Source organism: Streptomyces sp. HUAS MG56, assembly GCF_058673395.1.
On the sequence record NZ_CM178722.1, the window covers coordinates 8,461,824 to 8,479,975 of the forward strand.

Genomic DNA, 18,152 nt, shown 5'->3' on the forward strand with positions numbered 1-18,152 from the left:
ATGCCTTCCGAGTGACGAGCCGGGATGCTATCTCATATGCCTGCTCAGAAGGGGTGTCGAGGCCCGTGGCCGGAGCCGGGCCCGATGCTCGCCCACGCGGCCTCACGGATCATCGCCGCGACGGCGTCGGGCTGGGAGAGCGGCACGGCGTGCGAACCGTCGATTAATCGGGCGTTGGCCGCCATGCGCAGCGCCATGAACCGCTGCGCGGCGGGGACGAGCATGCGGTCGGCGGTGGCGACGGCGTACCAGGACTGTTTGGCCGCCCAGGAGGGCGGACCCGATCTGCCGGTCAACGCGCACCGGGCGATCGGGCGTTGTGTCACGGACAGCACACTGGTGACATGCGGTGGCAGATCAGCTGCATACACGTGAAGAAAGCGTTCCCTGCGGATGTACAACTCGCTGTCCGGGTCCGCCCCCGAGTCCGAGCCCGCGGGAATCGGGGCGGGTACGGCGGCGCCGACGAGCGCGTCCGCGGCTGGTGTGGGGGAGAACCGGCTCGTGACGTCCAGGAGGCACTCTCCGGCATCGAGGCCGAACGCCGCGACATAACACAGGGCGACGACGTTGTCGGCGTCGGTGGCCGCATCGGTGATGACCGCCCCGCCGTAGCCGTGGCCGACCAGCACGACCGGGACGTCGATCCGGCGCAGCACGCTCCTGAGACAGGCGGCTCTACCTTCTTGATCGGGTTGATCGAGCCATTCGTAGGGTTGGGTCGCCCAGGGGTGCTGGGTGTGGCTATCAGGCGGCTGCCGTCTCGTGGCATACGACGCTTCGCCGCCCGGCACCCCACGACGACTCGGCCGCCGATTAGGAAGTGCGAACAAGTCGCTGTGTAGAGCAATGCCGGCGAGGTCGTCTGTGGTACGAGCAGAACGAATACGCACGTCAGGAGCATGATGAGCCGGATATGGGCGGGGATCGACAGCGGCAAGGGCCACCATCACGGCCTTGCTCTGGACGCGGACGGCAAGACGCTGTTGTCGCGGCGGGTCGCCAACGACGAGCCCGAGCTGCTGAAGCTGATCGGTGACATCCTGGACCTGGCTGGCGGCCGTGAGGTCACCTGGGCCATCGACATGACCGGCGGGGAACCCGCGCTGTTGCTGGCCCTGCTGGTCAGCCACGGCCAGGAGGTCCTCTACATGCCCGGCCGACTGGTGAACCGGGCCTCCGACGGCTACCGCGGCGAGGGCAAGACCGACGCCCGTGACGCCTACGTCATCGCCGACCAGGCCAGGATGCGCCGGGACCTGCGGCCCATCCGCCCTGGCGACGAGGCCGCCGTGGAACTCAAGCTGCTGACCGGACGCCGGTCCGACCTGGTCGAGGACCGCACCCGCGTCGTCAACCGCCTGCGCGGCACCCTGCTGAGCATGTTCCCGGCTTTGGAACGAGCCCTGGACGTGACCAACACCGGCCCGCTCAGGCTTCTGACGGGCTACCAGACGCCGCCCGCGATCCGCCGGGCCGGCGTCATGCGGCTGACGAAGTGGCTGGCCAACCGCAAAGTCCGCAACGCGAGAACCCTGGCCGAAGCAGCCGTTGAGGCCGCCGAGCGCCAGCACACCTCCATCCCGGGGGAGAAGATCATCGCGAAGCTGGTCCACACCCTGGCCGAGGAGGTGATGGCCCTCAACGAGCAGATCGCCGAGATGGACAAGCTCATCGAGGGCCGGTTTCGCGAGCACGAACTCGCCGACATCATCCTGAGCGTCCCCGGCATCGGCGCGACCCTCGGTGCCGAGTTCCTCGCAGCCGTCGGCGGCGACCTGGACGAGTTCGACTCTCCGGACGCTCTGGCAGCCTTCGCCGGCGTCGCCCCCGCCCCTCGCGACTCGGGCAAGGTCAGCGGCAACCTCCACCGGCCGATCACCTACCACCGAAGGCTCCAACGCGTCTTCTACACCTCCGCGCTGGTCAGCGTCCGCTACGACCCCAACTCGCGGAAGTTCTACGACCGCAAACGCGCCGAGGGCAAGAAGCATGTCCAGGCCGTGCTCGCCCTCGCCCGCCGACGCGTCAACGTCATCTGGGCCCTGATCCGTGACCGGCGGTGCTACCAAGTCACACCGCCGGTGACCGCAGCCGCTTGACAACAGCATTAGGAAGCGTCGTACGCCAGGCCGCGCAGCGGGTTCGCCGGGGCGCGCACCGTTAGTCCGTCGGCGTGCAGGAGCCGGACGACTCCCGCCCAGCACGAGGCGTCGGCGAACGCCCCGTGCACGAGGACGACGGTGGGCGGTACAGGGGTGGATCCGTGCACGTCGGAGACCTCCGCGTGGGTGGGCTTCCCAGCCAACCGCGCCCGGCCCGCTCCGGCATCGCGTGAACGTACCAACCGTGCGCTCAGCCGTCGGGCAGAGACCGGACCAGATTGGCCAGCTGCACCCGCGAGTTGACCGACAGCTTGCGGAAGGCGGCGGTCAGGTGCGTGTTGACGGTGTGCGGAGAGACCACGAGCAGTTCCGCGGCCGCCCGGTTGCTGTGGCCCTCGGCGACGAGGCGCGCGACCTTCTGCTCCGAGGCCGTGAGGGCCTCCCAGCCCTGGACGGGACGGGGCCCGCTCACCGGCCGGCGGTCATCGCCCCCCTGCCCTTTCAGCGCGCGCTCCACGCGTGCCGCCGCGGCCTGCGCGCCCGCCGCGGTGTAGGCGGCATGGGCCCGGGTCAGGGCGGCCACCGCCCGGGGCCGCTCGCCCGCCGCCAGCAGCGCCTGACCGAAGTCGGTGCAGGCCGAGGCCAGCACCAGCGGACGCGGACCTGCCCCGAGCAGGGCGACGGAGCGTTCCAGCAGGGCCAGGTCGCCCCGCACGAGCCCCACGGCGTGCGCCGCGACCCCGGTCGCCGTGGGCACCGCCGGGTTGCGTGCGGCGTGGGCCTCGGCCTGTGCGGCCAGGTCCCGCGCCAGAGTGTGGTCCGCTCCGCGCAGGGCGATCCGTATCGCGGCGTCGACCCAGCAGCGCAGCAGGCGCCAGCGGAGCAGGGGACCTTCCTCCTGCACCTGACGAACCCTCTCGACGGCCAGGGCGAAGTCCCCTTCGGCGTCGGCGTGGAGCGCCTCCAGGAACCGCACGGCCGCCGTGTTGCCCGGGTTCGGTTTGGCCGCCAGCCTCTCCCGAGCGGCGGCCAGGTGCTGCCGTGCCGCCCCCTCCTCACCGCGCAGCAGGGCGATCCAGGACTGGATCACACGCGCGTTCACCTGCTGGACGGGCACCCGCACGTCGTCCTCCAGGCGCTCCATGGTCACGAAGTCGGCGTCGGCGTCGTCGAGCCTGCCCAGTCCCAGATGCTGCTGGCCCTGGGCCCACAGCAGCATGGCCTCGCGGAGCCCTCCGGAGCGCCGCGCCGCCTTCAGCAGCAGGCGCTCGCCGGACGCGAAGTCGTCCATGTGCTGGTATGCGACGATCTCCTCGGGAAAGAAGGCGGAGTCGACGGCGCTGAGCGCGGTGAAACGCTCCAGGGCGACGGCGTTCTCACCCGCGTTGAGCGCGATCTCGCCGAGCGCGAAGAGCGCTTGCACATGGGCGTCCCGGTCCCCGATCGTGATCGCGGCACGCAGCGCGTTCTCTCCCGCCTCACGTGCCGCACGCAGATCGTAGCTCCGGGACAGGGCCAGTGCCCGCAGTGCGGTCAGCCGGGCCTCGACCTCGGGGGCCCCGCCGCCGACGGCGAGGGCCGTCTCGGTCCGTCGGCGCAGCTCCTCGGCGAGGTCCAGGTTCCATAGCGTCCCGCCGAGGGCGGCCTCCAGCCGGCCGAGCATCTCCACGGGCGGCCGGCACTCCAGCAGTCGGTCGCCGGTCGACAGCGCCTCACGACTGCGGCCGGCTCGGGTCAGGCAGACGATGGCCTGCTCTCCCACGGCGAACCACGACGGCCGTGCGGTGGGCACCAGTTCCAGGGCACGCGTCACCAGGTCGGCCGCGAGCCCCGGCGTCACCGGCAGCACGTCGTCGGCGGCGCGCCTCAGCAGCCGAACTGCCTCCTCGTCCCCGGGAAGGGCGCCCCGTAGGACGTGCGACACCGCGTCGATCGGCCGGTGGCCCGCGGCGACGAGATGGCCCGCGGCCTCCCGGTGCAGCGCCTTGCGCGCCGAGGGCGGGATGTCGACGTAGACCGCCTGACGCAGCAGATCGTGCCGGAAGACCAGTCGGTTGCCGTCATCGTCCAGGAGTCCCGCGCGCACCGCCTCGTCGAGTGCCCCGATCAGCGGGGCCGACGGCCCGCCGCAGAGCACGGCGGCGTCGCTGAAGGCGAATGAGCGCCCCAGCACCGCTCCCATCTGCAGGAAGCGCAAAGTGACGGGTTGCAGGGACATGAGCCTGCCGCGCACTCCCGACACCAGCCTCGGCGGTACGGGCTCACCCGAGGCCTCGGAGGCCGGCAGCCCGGCGAGCATCTCGACCGCCAGGAACGGATTCCCGCCGGCACCTTCGAGCAGCTCCCGCACGCGCTCGTCCACGTCCCGGCCCAGGGCGTCGTCGGCGATCTGCCCGATGGCCGAGCCGGACAGCGGGCCCAGGGAAAGGGTGCGCGCCGGGAGTTCCGCCCGCACGGCCGCGACGATCTCCTCGCCAGACCCCCCGACGCCCTGCCGTCCGGTCAGCAGCCACAGGACGGGCGACGTCCGCAGCCGCCGCGGCAGCTGCTTCAGCACGAACCGGCTCAGCGCGTCGGCCCACTGCACGTCGTCCAGCGCGATCAGCACCGGCACGCTGTCGGCTCTCTCCTCGATCGCCTCCGCCAGGCGCTCCACCAGCCGGATCCGCTGATCGTGATGCTGCGCGAGACCGGCCAGCGCGTCGCCGACCAGCAGCGGCCGATCACCGTGCAGGAGGCAGGTCGCGAGCGACGACAGCGGCACGATGTGATGCAGTTCGTCGGCCTTGCCGACCCCGACGGAGAACCGCGCCGCCTTGGCTTCGGCGACGGCTTCGGCGAGCAGCGTGGTCTTGCCGATTCCCGGCTCGCCCCGGACGAGGGCCAGGGCGCCGCTCCCGGTGCGGGCCACCGAGTCGATCAGCGCCCGCAACTCCTCCCACTCGGCCTCCCGGCCACGCAGACCGCTTCTGGACAGCGATCCGCACGACCCCGCCACCGTGACCTTCCCCTCCGCACGCACCGGCGACACCGGCGCTCCAGAGGCCCACTATGGCAAAAGTGGCAGCTCAGCGCACATGTGGCAGCTGGGGCGCGTTGCGCGAGGCGAGTATCCGAGGCCCTTGTACGGCGCCGCTGCGCCACTCGGCGGGGGAGACCCCGTACGCGGCCCGGAAGACCCGGCTGAAGTGGGAGGCGCTCGTGAAACCCCAGCGGCGCGCCACCGCGGCGATGGTCAGCCCCGCCGCTCCCCGGCGGGCCAGCTCACGCCGGCACTGCTCCAGCCGGCGCTGCTGGATCCACCGGCTGACCGTGATGTCCTCCAGCTGGAAGAGCTTGTGCAGGTAGCGCACGGAGATGTGGTGGGCGCGGGCGATGGCGTCCGGGGTCAGGTCGGGATCGGCGAGGTGCCAGTCGATGTACGCCCGGATCCGGAGCAGCGACTGCCGCGCGGCGTCCTGCGTGTCCCCGGTCGCCCTGCCCAGCCGTTCGCCGGCCAGGGTCTGAAGTAGATCCACGACGTTGCGGGCGATCGACTCGGCCGTGCGCTGCGGATACGTTTGCGCCGTGTCCACGAGCCGGGACAGGAACGGCGACAGCAACGCGCCGAGCGGTGTCTCGGAGTCGAGGGGAGCCGCTGTGATGTGCCGCAGCTCCGACTCGCTCAGACCCAGCACCTCGCGCGGCAGCACGAGGGACTTCGTCTGAAAACGCTCGGGGATCGTCATCCGGACCGGTCGCGCCATGTCGTAGAGGAAGAGCTGCCCCGGGCGTACCAAGGCGTCACGCGTGTCCTGCTCGACTCGGGCCACACCTCTGGTCAGCAGCTTCACGACCACGTAGTCGTCGTTGTCGCTCCCCGCGATGAGCCGTCGTGTGCGCAGCGCCCGTAGCGGGTCGCCGTCCACCGTCACGGCCTGCATCGGGCCCAGGAGTGACGTACGGATCGTGCCGCGGTCGATCTCCTCGGGAACGCCCATGTCCACCGCGCCGAACGTCCGGGACAGGGACTCGCGCCAGTACGTCCTTCTTCGCTGGTCGGGCACCGCGTCCGTGGTGTAGAGGGTGCCCGGGGGACCGGGTTCCCGTAGCGATGAATCCGGCGACATGTTCTCCGCCCTTCGGCACGTGCGTTTTCCGGACACACCGTGCCAGTGGGGGAGGGTTCGCCGCATCGCGTGAACGCGTGAGATCCGGGGGGCGGCGGGACTCGCCGGGCGCGCTCGTGCGCGCGGCCCGGCGAGCCGGTCGGCCGATGGACGCCCGGTTCAGCCTCCGGTGACCCCGATGTGCTTCGCCCAGTCGGCGAAGCCGGTCCAGCGGATCTCCGGGTGGGCGGCATGGAGGGCGGGGATGTCGACGCGGTAGCCGGGACCGTTCAGGAACGTCCACATCGCGTGCATGTCCGGATTGCTGATCGCCGTCAGCGGTACGCGCTCGTGGCGTACGTCCCGTCCCAGCGCGGCACCGAGCGCAGCCGCCATCAGAGCCGGAGTGGGGGCGTCGGAGGCCAGCTCGATACGCCGCCCGGAATACGGAGCAGGGTCGAGCAGCACTTCCGCCGCGAACGCGCCGAGGTCGGGCCGGGCGAGCTGCTGCAACGGCCGGTCGGGCGGCAGCGGCAGATCGAGCACGCCCTCGAGGATGCGCTCCGCCCCGCCGAGCGCGTTGTCGAAGAAGTACGTCGGCCCGAGGATCGTGTACGGCACATCACCCGCGGTCAGCTCCGCCTCGATGCGCGCCTTGCTCTCGAAATGCGGTACCCCGCTGTTCTGGTCGGCCCCGGCGACCGAGCTGAACACGAGGTGCGGGACGCTCTCCCGCGCCGCGGCGGTGAGGATCGCCCGCCCCTGTTCCACCTCCGCCTCGATACCGGCCTCGAAGGGCGTGGTGAAGGCGAAGACACCGGCGACCCCCTTCATGGCCGCGGCGAGCGACCCGGGATCGCTCAGGGAACCCGCCACCACCTCGACACCCCGGTCGGCCAGTTGCCGCGCGGCACTGCGACCGGGGTCGCGGACCAGCGCCCTGATCCGGGCCCCGCGGGTGAGCAGTGCCTCGGTCACGGCACCGCCCTGCCCGCCCGTCGCGGCGAGCACCAGGATCGGCTCATGCGCCATGGATGAACTCCCTTCCCTGCAGCGGGGCATCGGATCTGGAGTCGGCCCCGGGGCAACCATCCGTCACGAACGACAGCGCCTGACGCAGACTCGCCCGAGAAGGGCGCTCGAGGACTCGATCCCGTGCACGCACAGTCATGACGCCCATGCGCCCCCCGCCTAGCGTTCGCCACCTCACACGACTGCCGGAAAGAAGAGAGACCCATGCAGTTCGGCATCTTCACGGTCGGGGACGTGACACCCGATCCGACCACAGGGCGCGCCCCGTCGGAGCACGAGCGCATCAAGGCGATGGTCGCCATCGCGCTCAAGGCGGAGGAGGTGGGCCTGGACGTCTTCGCCACCGGTGAACACCACAACCCGCCGTTCGTGCCGTCGTCACCGACCACGATGCTCGGGTACATCGCCGCCCGCACCGAGAAGCTGATCCTCTCCACCGCCACAACACTGATCACCACCAGCGACCCGGTGAAGATCGCCGAGGACTTCGCGATGCTCCAGCACCTCGCGGACGGCCGGGTGGACCTGATGCTGGGGCGCGGCAACACCGGGCCCGTCTACCCCTGGTTCGGGCAGGACATCCGGCAGGGCATTCCGCTCGCCCGGGAGAACTACGGGCTGCTGCACCGGCTGTGGCACGAGGACGTCGTCGACTGGGAGGGCAAGTTCCGCACACCTCTTCAGGGCTTCACCTCGACCCCGCGCCCACTGGACGGCGTAGCGCCCTTCGTCTGGCACGGCTCCATCCGCTCCCCTGAGATCGCCGACCAGGCGGCCTACTACGGCGACGGCTTCTTCCACAACAACATCTTCTGGCCGGCCGAGCACACGCGGCGGATGGTCCAGCTGTACCGGCGGCGTTACGCCTACCACGGACACGGCCGCCCCGAGGAGGCGATCGTCGGTCTCGGCGGGCAGGTCTTCATGCGGAAGAACTCGCAGGACGCCGTTCGGGAGTTCCGCCCCTACTTCGACAACGCCCCGGTCTACGGCCACGGACCGTCCCTGGAGGACTTCACCGAGCAGACCCCGCTGACGGTGGGCTCCCCGCAGCAGGTCATCGAGCGGACCCTCGCCTTCCGCGAGACCGTCGGCGACTACCAGCGGCAGCTGTTTCTGATGGATCACGCGGGGCTGCCCCTGAAGACCGTGCTGGAACAGCTCGACATCCTCGGCGAGGAGGTGGTGCCCGTCCTGCGCGAAGAGTTCGCGAAGGGGCGCCCGGCCGAGGTTCCGGACGCGCCGACGCACGCGTCGCTGCTCAAGGCTCGGGAAGTCCAGGAGGAGGTGAGCGCCGTATGAAGCTCGTCGCCGTGTCCGCGGGGCTGAGCACCCCGTCCTCCACCCGTCTGCTCGCGGACCGTCTCGCCGAGGCCGTCCACGGCGAACTCGCCGCCCGGGACGGTGAGGTGGAGACCGAGGTCGTCGAGCTGCGCGAGCTGGCCGTCGCCGTCGCCAACCACCTCGTGACGGGCTTCCCGCCGCCCCCGCTGGCCGCCGCGATCGACGCAGTGACGGGAGCCGCCGGCCTGATCGCGGTCACTCCCGTCTTCACCGCCTCCTACAGCGGGCTGTTCAAGTCCTTCTTCGACCTGATCGATCCGGACGCCCTCGCCGGCAAGCCGGTCCTGATCGCTGCGACCGGAGGCACGGCCCGTCACTCGCTGGTCCTGGAGCACGCGCTGCGCCCGCTGTTCTCCTATCTGCGGGCCTCCGTCGTTCCCACCGCGGTGTACGCGGCGTCCGAGGACTGGGGATCGGGCGGTGACGCTTTCACGGAGGGGCTGCCCGCGCGCATCCGGCGGGCGGGCGCCGAGCTGGCCGCCGTCATGGCCGCCCGTCCGTCCGAGGCGGCCCCCGAGGACGACGTCACCGCGCTCGAACGGCAGCTGTCCGACCTGCGCTTCGACTGAGGCTGGCCGCCACGGACCCGACCGGGTCCGTGGCGGCCCGGTCCGTGGCCCGCCCGAGACGGACGACCGTGGTCGGCGCCCGGTCCAGCAGGCCGAGGTCCTGCTCGTGCATCGCGATCACCACCGTGGTCCCGGGCAGCGTCCGGAACAGAGCGGCCAGCAGCGCCTCGGCGGTGGGCCGGTCCAGACCGGCGGTGGGTTCGTCCAGCAGGAGCACCGGCGGGCGCCGCAGCACGGCACGCGCGATGGCGAGGCGCCGCCGCTGCCCCTGGGACAGCAGACGCCCACCGGGGCCCACCCGGGCGTCCAGCGGCAGCGCGCAGAGACCGACCACTTCCTGTACGGCCCGCAGGGCGGCGGTGTCCGCCGAGGGAGCGGCCTGACGGAGATTGGCCACCACCGTGTCGTCGGCCAGCCAGTCGTCGGCCTCGACCAGGGTGATCGTCTCAGCGACGACCTGGGCTGGCAGTTCATCGACGGGTGTGCCGCCGAGGAGGACCGTGTCGGCAGGGGCCGGTATCCGTCCGGCGAGTTGCCCGAGCAGCGTCGACTTCCCGCTGCCGTTGGGGCCGGTGACCAGCACCAGGCCGGGGCCGGACAGGGGCATGGTGAGGGACACTGGCCGGCCGGGAACCGGCAGTCCGGCCGTTTCCAGGCCGTGCGTGGCCGTCTCCGAACCGTGCGGGGCCGTCCGCACATCGCGCGCGGCCCGCCGCTGCCGCTCCGCCGACGGCTCCCCGGCGGACAGCGGTGCGAGGCGACCGGCCGCATCGCCGGCCTGGGTCAGCAGGTGCAGCAGCCGGGGTAGCCGCTCCAGCAGCTCCCACCCCGCGGCCGTCAGCAGCACCTCGCCCTCGACGACCGCGACCGGCTGCGCCGGAGCTGCGCACAGCGCGATCAGCAGCACCGATGCCTGGCCCACGGCGGCCAGCAGGCGCAGCGTCAGACGGCCCAGTCGTTCGGCCCGGTCCGCGGCCCACTCGGCGGACTCGACGGACGTCATCGCCGTCGTGGCCGCCCGCCGCGCCTGCGGTACGGCGTCCAGGCAGCGCAGTTCGTCGAAGGCGGCCCGGCTGCCGAGCAGCACCGTACGCAGTGCGGCTCTGGCCTCGGTGGCGGCGGCCAGACGAGCCCGCGCCCGGTGGTGGGCTCGCCGGGCGCAGACCAGCCCGGCCGCCCACACGACCAGCTCGGCGGCCCCCAGGACCGGCATCGCCCGCAGCAGCAGGACCTCGATCAGGCAGGCGGTGGCGAGCGCCGCCACCAGGGGTGCGCAGACGTTCGCGGGCAGACCCGCGACGGTCTCCACGTCCGTGGTGAGCCGCGCGAGCAGTGCGCCGTCGCGTTGTCCGCGCAGCTCCCGGGGGGTGAGGCGGGCGGCGCCACGGGCCAGTCGGGCGCGCAGTGCCACGGTGGCCGTCAGCAACGTGCGGTGGCTGTCCAGGCGCTCGAGGTAGCGCAGTCCGGTGCGGGCGAGGGCCAGCGTCCGTACGGCGCCCGAGGGATACATCCAGGACCAGGTGGTGTTGGCCTGGAGGGTGACCACGGCGCAGGTCGTCAGGAACCAGCCGGATACGCCGAGGAGCGCGGCTCCGCCGAGTTCGGCGGCGGTGGCCAGCAGCATGCCGGTCAGCAGGGCGCGGCGCGGAGCCGCCGTGCGCAGCAGGCGCCAGGCGCCGGTCGGGTTCATCGGGCTCTCCCGTGGTCCAGAGCGATGACCTGGTCCGCCAGCGGCAGCAGCGCGGGACTGTGGGTGGCGAGCAGGACCGTACGGTCGCGGGCCAGTGTCCGCAGCGCCGACAGGACCCGCTGCTCCGCCTCCGGGTCGAGATGTGCGGTGGGTTCGTCCAGACACAGCAGGGGTGCGTCCCGCAACAGCGCCCGGACAAGGGCCAGTTGCTGGGACTGGCCGGAGGACAGGCCGGTGCCGCGCTCGCCCAGCGGGGTGTCCAGCCCTTGCGGCAGCGCGGTCAGGAGGTCTTCGAAGCCGAGGGAGGCGGAGGCGTCCAGCAGGTCGTCGTCGCTCGCGGTGGGCCGGGCCAGGAGGAGGTTCTCGCGCAGCGTGCCGGGCAGCAGATGCGCCGGCTGGCCCACCCAGGCGACCCGGCCGGGATCGGCGGGCACGGCCCGTCCGTCCAGGAGATGGAGCGCGCGACCCTCGTGCGGCGCGATGAGCCCCGCCGCCACGGCCAGCAGGGTGGACTTGCCCGCCCCGCTCGGCCCGGTGACGGCGAGGCACCGGCCCGGTGCGATCCGCACATCGACCCGGTCGAGGGCGGGCGCCGCACGGCCCGGGTGACGGACCGTCACGGCTGTCAGGCGCACTCCGGGAGGCGACGTGCCACGGGCGGGCCGAAGCGGCGCGTCCGACGGCAGGTCCGTCTCCCCGGGCGTGTCCAGGACCGGGCCCAGCAGCTCGGCGGCGGCAGCGGCCTGGGCGCGGGCGTGGTAGCCGTTTGCCAGGTCCCGGGCCGGGGCGAAGTAGGCGGGCACCAGGACGAGAACGAACAGCGCGGCGGACAGGCCCATGCGGTCCGGGACGAGGGGCAGGTGCAGGTAGTCGAGCAGGACCAGGCCGCAGTAGGTTGCCACCACGGCGAGGGTGCCGGTGATGAGCAGTTCGACCCACGCGGTCGACAGAAAGGCGATCCGCAGCACTTTCTCGGTCCGCCGGGCGACCTCACGGTCGTCCCGCTCCAGGACACGGGCCGCTTCGTCGTGCGCGCCGAGCCCGACGAGGGTGGGCAGCCCGCGCAGATGGTCCAGCAGCCGGGCCTGATGGGTGCGGATCCCGGTCAGCTGGGCGCGGACGGCGCCTCGTGTGCCGAGGCCGACCACCTTCAGGTTGGCCGGCAGCAGTGGGGTGGCGGCCAGGACGAGCAGTGCGACGAACCAGCTGCGCCACGCGATCGCGGCCAGCACGAGACCACTGCCGAGCAGCATGGTGGTCCGTGCGGGCAGGTAACCGGTGAGCCAGTCGGTCAGCTGGTCGACCTCGCCGTCGACGGCCCGGCCGGGCGCCGCCTCGTCCAGGTCGGTACGGGCCGGTCCGCGGGCGGGCAGCACCGTCTCGATGATCCTGCGGCGCAACGCCTCGCGTACGACGCGGGCGCCACGGGCGGCTGCCGCGTCGCCCGCGGCCAGCAGTCCGGCGCGCAGGGCGACTCCGGCCGCGGTCAGCAGGGCGGGCAGCAGCAGGGCCGTCGCGGGCAGTACGCCGTGCAGTGCCGACAGGCCGCGCTGCGCGGCCCAGGAGAGGCCGCCCGCCCACAGGACCGTGCCCGACTGGGCCGCGCCGCGCAGGATCCCCGCGCGGCGCAGCTCGGGCCGGCCGACCGCCGCCCAGTCCCGCAGCCTGGCGGGCACCGGGTCGCCGGTCCGCTCCGCGGCCAGTTCGTCCAGCAGTACGGCGGTGCCGCTCACGAGGTCGTCTCCGCCCCGCTGTCCGCGTCGAAGTATCCCGCGCGGCCGTCACGGCGGTCGCCGACGACCCAGGCGGCCAGCGCCGTGCAGCCCAGCACCGTGACGCCGATCGGCCCGATCAGGTCGGAGACGCCGCCGAACACGTCCTGGGAGAGGCCGGTGGCGAGGATGCCGAGCACGGTCAGCAGGACGCGTCGCACGATCGTCCGTGGCGCTCCGGTGGACGCAGGTGCGGCCGGAAGCGCCCGGTCGCGGGCGGGCAGCGGCGGTACCGGGCTTTCCACCGGGTCGCTGTACTTGCCGCGGAAACTCCGCCACGCATAGATGTTGTAGGCGAGGACGAAGGGCATGCACAGGCCGACGCCGAGGACCAGGAAGACCTGGGAGGAGTGGGGGCTCGCCGCCTGATGAACCGTCAGGCCGGGTGGTACGACGACCGGCAGGGAGACCGCGGCGAGCCCCAGCAGACCACTGGCGGTCATGGCGGCCACGGCCGCGAACGGCCGCCAGTCGGGACGGCGGCCGAAGCCGTGCCAGGCCACGGCGCCGGCCGCGGTGGCGACAGCCACGGCGAGCCAGAACAGCACGGCTCGTACCGGCTGGCCGAGATGGAGCTGCTGCGGGTCGGCGCCCGGAAGCAGCAGGCCGAGCACGACTGCCATGACCACGGTGGCCAGCAGCAGGGACCGTCCGGAGCGCCGTACCTCCGGCCGCGACCACCCCTCGGTCTTGTCCTGTAGCCAGGCGGCCCCGGCCAGCAGGTAGACCACTACCAGACCGACGGCGCACAGCACCCCGTAGAGGCTGAACCAGTCGAAGGCCCCGCCGTGGAAAGCGCCGTTCCGCTGGTGCGGGCCGGTGAGCACAGCCCCGAGGACGAGTCCCTGGCACACGGTGGCGGCGAGCGAGGCCCCGCCGAACAGCAGTGCCCAGCCCCGCCGGTAGCGGCCGGCGGCGCTGTGCATCTCCAGGCCCAGTCCGCGCAGGATGATCGAGACCAGCATGACGATCAGCGGCAGATAGACGCCGGGCAGCACCACGGCGTAGGCGCCGGGCAGACCGGCCCACAGGACCACACCGACCAGGATCAGCCAGCTCTCGTTGGCGTCCCAGGCGGTCGCGACGATCTCGCCGTACTCCCGGCGGCGCTCGGGCCTGGCCACCAGGCTGAGCATGCCCACGCCGAGGTCGTAGCCGTCGAGGACGATGTACATGCCGAGGGAGAAGAGGACCAGGGCGTAAGCGCAGTACTCAAGCAACGAGGGCCTCCGGGACATCGGGCGAGGCGGGGTCGGAGGGCAGCGCCTCGGGGCCGGCCTTGACCGTACGGACGATGTAGCGGGCCCAGACGGCCAGCAGGGTGACGTAGAGCAGGACGAAGCCGGCGAGGCTCGCGGCCACTTCGGCGGTGGACAGGTGGGAGACCGCGTCCGCGGTGCGCAACTGGCCGTAGACGACCCACGGTTGGCGGCCCGTCTCGGCGACGATCCAGCCGCCGGTGATGGCGATGATCCCGGCCGGGGTCATCCACACCATCCAGCGCAGGAAGCGGGGTGAGTCGAACAGGCGCCGGCGCATGCGCAGGACCACCCCCGCGAAGGCGGTGCCGAACATGAGCAGCGCGGTGAAGTACATCGCGCGGAAGCCGTAGAAGGTGGTCCACATGTTGGGGCGTTCGTCGGGCGGGGTCTGCAGCAGTCCGGGCGTCGTCGTCCGGCCGCTGAGGTCCTGGGCGATGACCGAGCCGAGGTGGGGTATCTCGACGTGCACCCGGTTCTCGCCCTTGCCCGTGTCGGGCACGACGAGCAGGTTGTAGCCGTTGTTGTCGCTCTTCCAGTTGCCCTCGAACGCCTCCAGCTTGGGGAGTTGGTGCTGTCCCATGAAGACGGCGGTGCCGTCTCCGACGTACAGCTGCACCGGCATCAGCACACCGAGGACGCCGAGGGCGATGGACAGACAGCGGCGGGCCATGGGCTGGGCGGACGACCGTTTCTTCACCAGGTACCAGGCGGAGATCCCGCCGACGAACCAGGCGGAGCTGATCAGCACGGCCAGCAGCATGTGCGGGAAGCGGTGGGCGAAGGCGGGGTTGAACAGGATGCTGATCCAGTCCTTCGCGTGGAACTGGCCGGCGACCTTCTCGTAGCCGACCGGGTCCTGCATCCAGCTGTTGGCCGACAGGATCCAGGTGGTGGACAGCAGGGTGCCGAAGGCGACCATCCAGCTGGCCAGGGCCATGGTGCGCGGGCGGATCCGCCCGTCCCCGTAGAGCATCAGGCCGATGAAGCCCGCCTCCAGGAAGAAGGCCGTGATCACCTCCATGCCGATGGTGACGCCGATGACCGGTCCGACCGCGTGGGCGTACGTGCCCCAGTTCAGGCCGAACTCGAAGGTCATCACCGTGCCCGCGACCACGCCCAGGCCGAAGCCGACGGCGAAGATCTTCTTCCAGAACCGGAAGATCTGCAGGTACAGAGGATTTCCCGTGCGGACGTAGACCGTGTAGACGACGGCGAGCAGCACGGAGAGCCCCACGGTGAGCGCGGGGAAGGTCATGTGGAAGATCGCGGTGATCGCGAACTGCCATCGGGACAGTTCGACGACGGTGGGCGAAGCCATGGGTACTCCGGGGGAGAGGCGGTCGCGACGGGGTCCTGTCCGTCGGTGGGCCCGCCTGGGTCAGGAACGCACCAGCGGGGTGTCGACCAGGTGCTCGGCCAGGAACCAGGCCTGGAGTTCTCCGGTGCGGATGATCTGTGAGACCAGCAGGTCGTTGGTGCCGTCGTCGCCCAGCTCGGCGGTGCGGGCGGCCGCGTCATGGGCCTCGGTCAGGATGATCTCGTGGGCCTCCAGCAGCCGGGAGAGCATGGCCGGGACCTCCTCCACACCGTCCGGCGGGCGCGGGACCGACGTGATCTCGGCGACGTGCCGGGAGTCGCCCACGGAGACGCCGCCCAGGGTCTGGACGCGCTCGGCGAGGGTGTCGACGAGTTCCAGCTGCTCACCGGCGTGCTTGTCCAGCAGCAGGTGCAGCTGGTAGAACGTCGCGCCCCGCATGATCCAGTGGTGCTTCTTGTAGAGGCCGTGGAGGATCTGGGTGTCCGCCAGCACCTTGTTCAGGCGCTGGCAGGAGTACATGCGCGCCTCGTAGGACAGGGCGAGGGGGAACTGCTTGACAGTCCCGAACTCCTGGATGACCGCGCCCTTCTGGTGCAGCCATGGCTGGCTCCCGGTGGGCTTGGTGCTGGTGGTCATGGTGTGTCTCCTGTGATGTCGGTGACGGATGAGTACGGTCGACGCTAGGTGCCGAACTGGTGGCCGCGTTGCCCGGGAGCGCACGCGTAGGTGCCCGTTAGCGCACCGGGCCCGGCGGGCGCGGTCGGAGCCCGGTCCGGGGCGGGCCGGCGGGTCACTCGCTGCCCGCCGCGAGCTGCTCGACGACGCGGTCCAGATCGATGTGGTGGTGCTCGTTGCCGGGCGACACCAACGCGTCGGCGAGGTGGAGAAAGGCTGTGACGGCGGAGTACGAGAGCTCGAGTGCCGCCGACCCGTGCCGGGTGCTGAGCAGGATTCGGACCGTGTCCGGATGGCAGCGGTGCCGTGGGATCACCGCCACGTCCCCGGCCCCGGTGGGCCGGCGCAGCCCCCGGGTGAGGAGCGACCGGGCGAAGACCCAGTCGACGGAGGCAGCGGAGGGGGCACCCAGGGACAGGCGCACCGCGTAAGGGTCCGATGCGGCGTACCTGAGTTCGGCCGGCAGCGGTACCGGCGGATCGTCGGCCACGGTGACAAGGGCCGTCGTCGTGCATACGATCGAGCCTTCGTCCGTGGCGCCGGCGTGACGCTGTGTCATGCCGCCCCCTTTCTGCGTCTGTTCCGATCCGCTCGTCCGTCGGGTTCCGGCGGTCCACGGTGCTGGTGACCGTACGACGGGGCCGCCGGGGAGGATTGCCGACGAGCGCACGGGGTGTTGCCGGTCGAAGAACCGTGTTCCTGGTCCGAGCGCGCCCGTGATGGTTGAATGTAAAACAATTATTCGGTTGAGAGGCGGCCCACCATGAGCAATGTCGAGACGACGCCCGTCGAGGTGCGCTGCGGCGTGGCGGGGGACGACGAGCGTCCGGACGGGGTGCCCCGAGTCGACGTACTGACCCCGCGCGACGTGCCCCTCGGCGGCCCCCGGTCCATGACCGTGCGGCGCACCCTGCCCCAGCGTGCCCGGACCCTGATCGGGGCCTGGTGCTTCGCCGACCACTACGGCCCCGACGACGTCTCCGAGACCGGCGGCATGGATGTCGCCCCGCATCCCCACACCGGACTCCAGACGGCCAGCTGGCTCTTCACCGGGGAGATCGAGCACCGCGACAGCCTGGGCAGCCACGCCTTCGTACGTCCCGGCGAGCTGAACCTCATGACCGGCGGGCACGGCATCGCCCACACCGAGGTCTCCACCCCGCGGACCACCGTCCTGCACGGCGTCCAGCTGTGGGTGGCGCTGCCCGCGGAGCACCGGCACACCGCACGGGACTTCCAGCACCACGTCCCCGAACCGGTGCGGGTCGACGGGGCGGAGATCAGGGTTTTCCTCGGCTCTCTCGCCGGCGTCACCTCACCGGTACCCGCCTTCACGCCCCTGCTCGGCGCCGAGATCGTGCTCCAGCCCCACGCGAGCGTCACGCTCGACGTGGACCCCGGCTTCGAGCACGGTCTCCTGGTCGACCGGGGCGACGTCCGCCTGGCCGACGTCCTGCTGCGTCCCGCCGAACTGGGCTACGTCCACCCGGGCCCCGGCACGCTGACGCTGACGAACGACTCGGACGGCCCCGCACGGACGGTTCTGCTCGGCGGGACGCCGTTTGGGGAGGAGATCGTGATGTGGTGGAATTTCATCGGCCGCAACCACGAGGACATTGTCAAAGCCCGCGAGGAATGGCAAGAATCCTCCGATCGCTTCGGCGTCGTCGAAGGATATCCCGGAGACCGTCTTCCCGCGCCTGCCCTGCCCCATGCGAGTATCAAGCCGCGCAGGAATCCGCCGGTTCACTGATCCGATCGAAAGGCACCCCATGAGCCAGCCATCCACCGCACCGGTCGTCGAGCATGCAGACGCCAGGAACCGCTACGAAATCCTGGTCGAGGGCAAGCGCGCCGGACTGACCGCCTACCGTGACCGCGAGGAGCAGCGCGTCTTCTACCACACCGAGATCGATGACGCCTTCGCCGGTCAGGGCCTCGCTTCCCAGCTGGTCCGGGAGGCGCTCACCGACGTGCGGAAGTCCGGGAAGAGGATCGTTCCCGTCTGCCCGTACGTGGCCAAGTTCCTCAAACGGCATGAAGAGTTCGCCGACATCACCGACCCGGTGACGCCCGACGTCCTGCGCTGGCTGGAGGCCGAACTCGGCTGACCGTTCCCCTCCGGCCGGCCGCCGGGTCCGGCGGCCGGCTGTACGCGCAGCGCACCACTTCCGGCCTCACAGCGCACAGGCCCCGCCCGCCGCTCGCTCCGCCGCTTCCGGCGCGGTTAGTGTCCCAGCAGCTGAATTCCCCATGTGTGGCATTCCGGGGGAGTGACGTCAGTTCCCGCAAAGGCA

At 71.6% G+C, this 18,152-nt stretch carries 16 protein-coding genes; 5 read left to right on the forward strand and 11 right to left on the reverse strand.

The genetic code is table 11. The features are described 5' to 3' along the window. Nucleotides 1–44 precede the first annotated feature (44 nt). Nucleotides 45–950: an alpha/beta hydrolase gene (locus AC4OXY_RS39230; protein ID WP_491992080.1), complete on the reverse strand. Its 906-nt coding sequence runs from the start codon at nucleotides 948–950 to the stop codon at nucleotides 45–47. On the opposite strand from AC4OXY_RS39230, the gene AC4OXY_RS39235 reads away from it, so the two are divergent. Further along, nucleotides 906–2,102 (forward strand): IS110 family RNA-guided transposase, encoded by a 1,197-nt coding sequence (locus AC4OXY_RS39235; protein WP_491994612.1) that lies wholly within the window; start codon nucleotides 906–908, stop codon nucleotides 2,100–2,102. The two genes, AC4OXY_RS39230 and AC4OXY_RS39235, sit on opposite strands and share 45 nt — an antisense overlap. Before the next feature lie 8 nt (nucleotides 2,103–2,110). Here AC4OXY_RS39235 and AC4OXY_RS39240 read toward each other — a convergent pair whose 3' ends face one another. The 4 genes from AC4OXY_RS39240 to AC4OXY_RS39255 all read right to left on the reverse strand — a co-directional run bounded on the left by AC4OXY_RS39240 (nucleotide 2,111) and on the right by AC4OXY_RS39255 (nucleotide 7,225). Beyond that, a complete protein-coding gene (locus tag AC4OXY_RS39240) occupies nucleotides 2,111–2,272 on the reverse strand; it encodes a lipase family protein (RefSeq protein WP_491992081.1) in 162 nt (53 codons plus the stop codon). Nucleotides 2,273–2,355: 83 nt separating this feature from the next. Next, nucleotides 2,356–5,136 (reverse strand): ATP-binding protein, encoded by a 2,781-nt coding sequence (locus tag AC4OXY_RS39245; protein ID WP_491992082.1) that lies wholly within the window; start codon nucleotides 5,134–5,136, stop codon nucleotides 2,356–2,358. Between the two features lie 37 nt (nucleotides 5,137–5,173). Continuing rightward, a complete protein-coding gene (locus AC4OXY_RS39250) occupies nucleotides 5,174–6,214 on the reverse strand; it encodes a helix-turn-helix domain-containing protein (RefSeq protein WP_491992083.1) in 1,041 nt (346 codons plus the stop codon). A gap of 159 nt (nucleotides 6,215–6,373) precedes the next feature. Next, nucleotides 6,374–7,225, reverse strand: coding sequence for an NmrA/HSCARG family protein (locus tag AC4OXY_RS39255; protein ID WP_491992084.1), 852 nt, complete (start codon nucleotides 7,223–7,225; stop codon nucleotides 6,374–6,376). Nucleotides 7,226–7,429: 204 nt separating this feature from the next. On the opposite strand from AC4OXY_RS39255, the gene AC4OXY_RS39260 reads away from it, so the two are divergent. Beyond that, nucleotides 7,430–8,527 (forward strand): LLM class flavin-dependent oxidoreductase, encoded by a 1,098-nt coding sequence (locus tag AC4OXY_RS39260; protein ID WP_491992085.1) that lies wholly within the window; start codon nucleotides 7,430–7,432, stop codon nucleotides 8,525–8,527. Beyond that, nucleotides 8,524–9,138, forward strand: a complete 615-nt coding sequence (locus AC4OXY_RS39265) for an FMN reductase (RefSeq protein WP_491992086.1) — start codon at nucleotides 8,524–8,526, stop codon at nucleotides 9,136–9,138. Before AC4OXY_RS39260 ends, AC4OXY_RS39265 begins: the two co-directional genes overlap by 4 nt. Here AC4OXY_RS39265 and AC4OXY_RS39270 read toward each other — a convergent pair. The 6 genes from AC4OXY_RS39270 to AC4OXY_RS39295 form a co-directional block, all read right to left on the reverse strand. Further along, nucleotides 9,095–10,828, reverse strand: coding sequence for an ATP-binding cassette domain-containing protein (locus tag AC4OXY_RS39270; RefSeq protein ID WP_491992087.1), 1,734 nt, complete (start codon nucleotides 10,826–10,828; stop codon nucleotides 9,095–9,097). The genes AC4OXY_RS39265 and AC4OXY_RS39270 overlap by 44 nt on opposite strands. Further along, nucleotides 10,825–12,561 carry an ABC transporter ATP-binding protein/permease gene (locus AC4OXY_RS39275; protein WP_491992088.1) on the reverse strand — a complete coding sequence of 579 codons (1,737 nt, stop codon included), beginning with the start codon at nucleotides 12,559–12,561 and terminating at the stop codon, nucleotides 10,825–10,827. Before AC4OXY_RS39275 ends, AC4OXY_RS39270 begins: the two co-directional genes overlap by 4 nt. Further along, the gene (locus tag AC4OXY_RS39280; protein ID WP_491992089.1) at nucleotides 12,558–13,838 is read right to left on the reverse strand and encodes a cytochrome d ubiquinol oxidase subunit II; all 1,281 of its coding nucleotides are present in this window, start codon (nucleotides 13,836–13,838) and stop codon (nucleotides 12,558–12,560) included. Before AC4OXY_RS39280 ends, AC4OXY_RS39275 begins: the two co-directional genes overlap by 4 nt. Continuing rightward, nucleotides 13,813–15,180, reverse strand: coding sequence for a cytochrome ubiquinol oxidase subunit I (locus AC4OXY_RS39285; protein WP_491992090.1), 1,368 nt, complete (start codon nucleotides 15,178–15,180; stop codon nucleotides 13,813–13,815). The genes AC4OXY_RS39280 and AC4OXY_RS39285 overlap by 26 nt, the downstream gene beginning before the upstream one ends. 60 nt (nucleotides 15,181–15,240) lie before the next feature. Next, complete coding sequence (locus AC4OXY_RS39290; RefSeq protein WP_491992091.1) at nucleotides 15,241–15,816, reverse strand: Dps family protein; 576 nt, start codon at nucleotides 15,814–15,816, stop codon at nucleotides 15,241–15,243. Nucleotides 15,817–15,970: 154 nt separating this feature from the next. Then, entirely contained in the window at nucleotides 15,971–16,414 is a 444-nt protein-coding gene (locus AC4OXY_RS39295; RefSeq protein WP_491992092.1) for an SsgA family sporulation/cell division regulator, read from the reverse strand. Between the two features lie 204 nt (nucleotides 16,415–16,618). On the opposite strand from AC4OXY_RS39295, the gene AC4OXY_RS39300 reads away from it, so the two are divergent. After that, a complete protein-coding gene (locus tag AC4OXY_RS39300) occupies nucleotides 16,619–17,608 on the forward strand; it encodes a pirin family protein (RefSeq protein WP_491992093.1) in 990 nt (329 codons plus the stop codon). A gap of 19 nt (nucleotides 17,609–17,627) precedes the next feature. After that, entirely contained in the window at nucleotides 17,628–17,966 is a 339-nt protein-coding gene (locus tag AC4OXY_RS39305; protein ID WP_491992094.1) for a GNAT family N-acetyltransferase, read from the forward strand. Nucleotides 17,967–18,152 lie beyond the last annotated feature (186 nt).

What these genes read in the sequence shown, in the direction of transcription:
- AC4OXY_RS39260 (WP_491992085.1), top strand. Translation starts at nt 7,430, where the DNA reads ATGCAGTTCGGCATCTTCACGGTCGGGGACGTGACACCCGATCCGACC.
- AC4OXY_RS39290 (WP_491992091.1), bottom strand. Translation starts at nt 15,816, where the DNA reads ATGACCACCAGCACCAAGCCCACCGGGAGCCAGCCATGGCTGCACCAG.
- AC4OXY_RS39235 (WP_491994612.1), top strand. Translation starts at nt 906, where the DNA reads ATGAGCCGGATATGGGCGGGGATCGACAGCGGCAAGGGCCACCATCAC.
- AC4OXY_RS39300 (WP_491992093.1), top strand. Translation starts at nt 16,619, where the DNA reads ATGAGCAATGTCGAGACGACGCCCGTCGAGGTGCGCTGCGGCGTGGCG.
- AC4OXY_RS39230 (WP_491992080.1), bottom strand. Translation starts at nt 950, where the DNA reads ATGGTGGCCCTTGCCGCTGTCGATCCCCGCCCATATCCGGCTCATCAT.
- AC4OXY_RS39270 (WP_491992087.1), bottom strand. Translation starts at nt 10,828, where the DNA reads ATGAACCCGACCGGCGCCTGGCGCCTGCTGCGCACGGCGGCTCCGCGC.
- AC4OXY_RS39255 (WP_491992084.1), bottom strand. Translation starts at nt 7,225, where the DNA reads ATGGCGCATGAGCCGATCCTGGTGCTCGCCGCGACGGGCGGGCAGGGC.
- AC4OXY_RS39250 (WP_491992083.1), bottom strand. Translation starts at nt 6,214, where the DNA reads ATGTCGCCGGATTCATCGCTACGGGAACCCGGTCCCCCGGGCACCCTC.
- AC4OXY_RS39285 (WP_491992090.1), bottom strand. Translation starts at nt 15,180, where the DNA reads ATGGCTTCGCCCACCGTCGTCGAACTGTCCCGATGGCAGTTCGCGATC.
- AC4OXY_RS39305 (WP_491992094.1), top strand. Translation starts at nt 17,628, where the DNA reads ATGAGCCAGCCATCCACCGCACCGGTCGTCGAGCATGCAGACGCCAGG.
- AC4OXY_RS39295 (WP_491992092.1), bottom strand. Translation starts at nt 16,414, where the DNA reads ATGACACAGCGTCACGCCGGCGCCACGGACGAAGGCTCGATCGTATGC.
- AC4OXY_RS39265 (WP_491992086.1), top strand. Translation starts at nt 8,524, where the DNA reads ATGAAGCTCGTCGCCGTGTCCGCGGGGCTGAGCACCCCGTCCTCCACC.
- AC4OXY_RS39280 (WP_491992089.1), bottom strand. Translation starts at nt 13,838, where the DNA reads ATGTCCCGGAGGCCCTCGTTGCTTGAGTACTGCGCTTACGCCCTGGTC.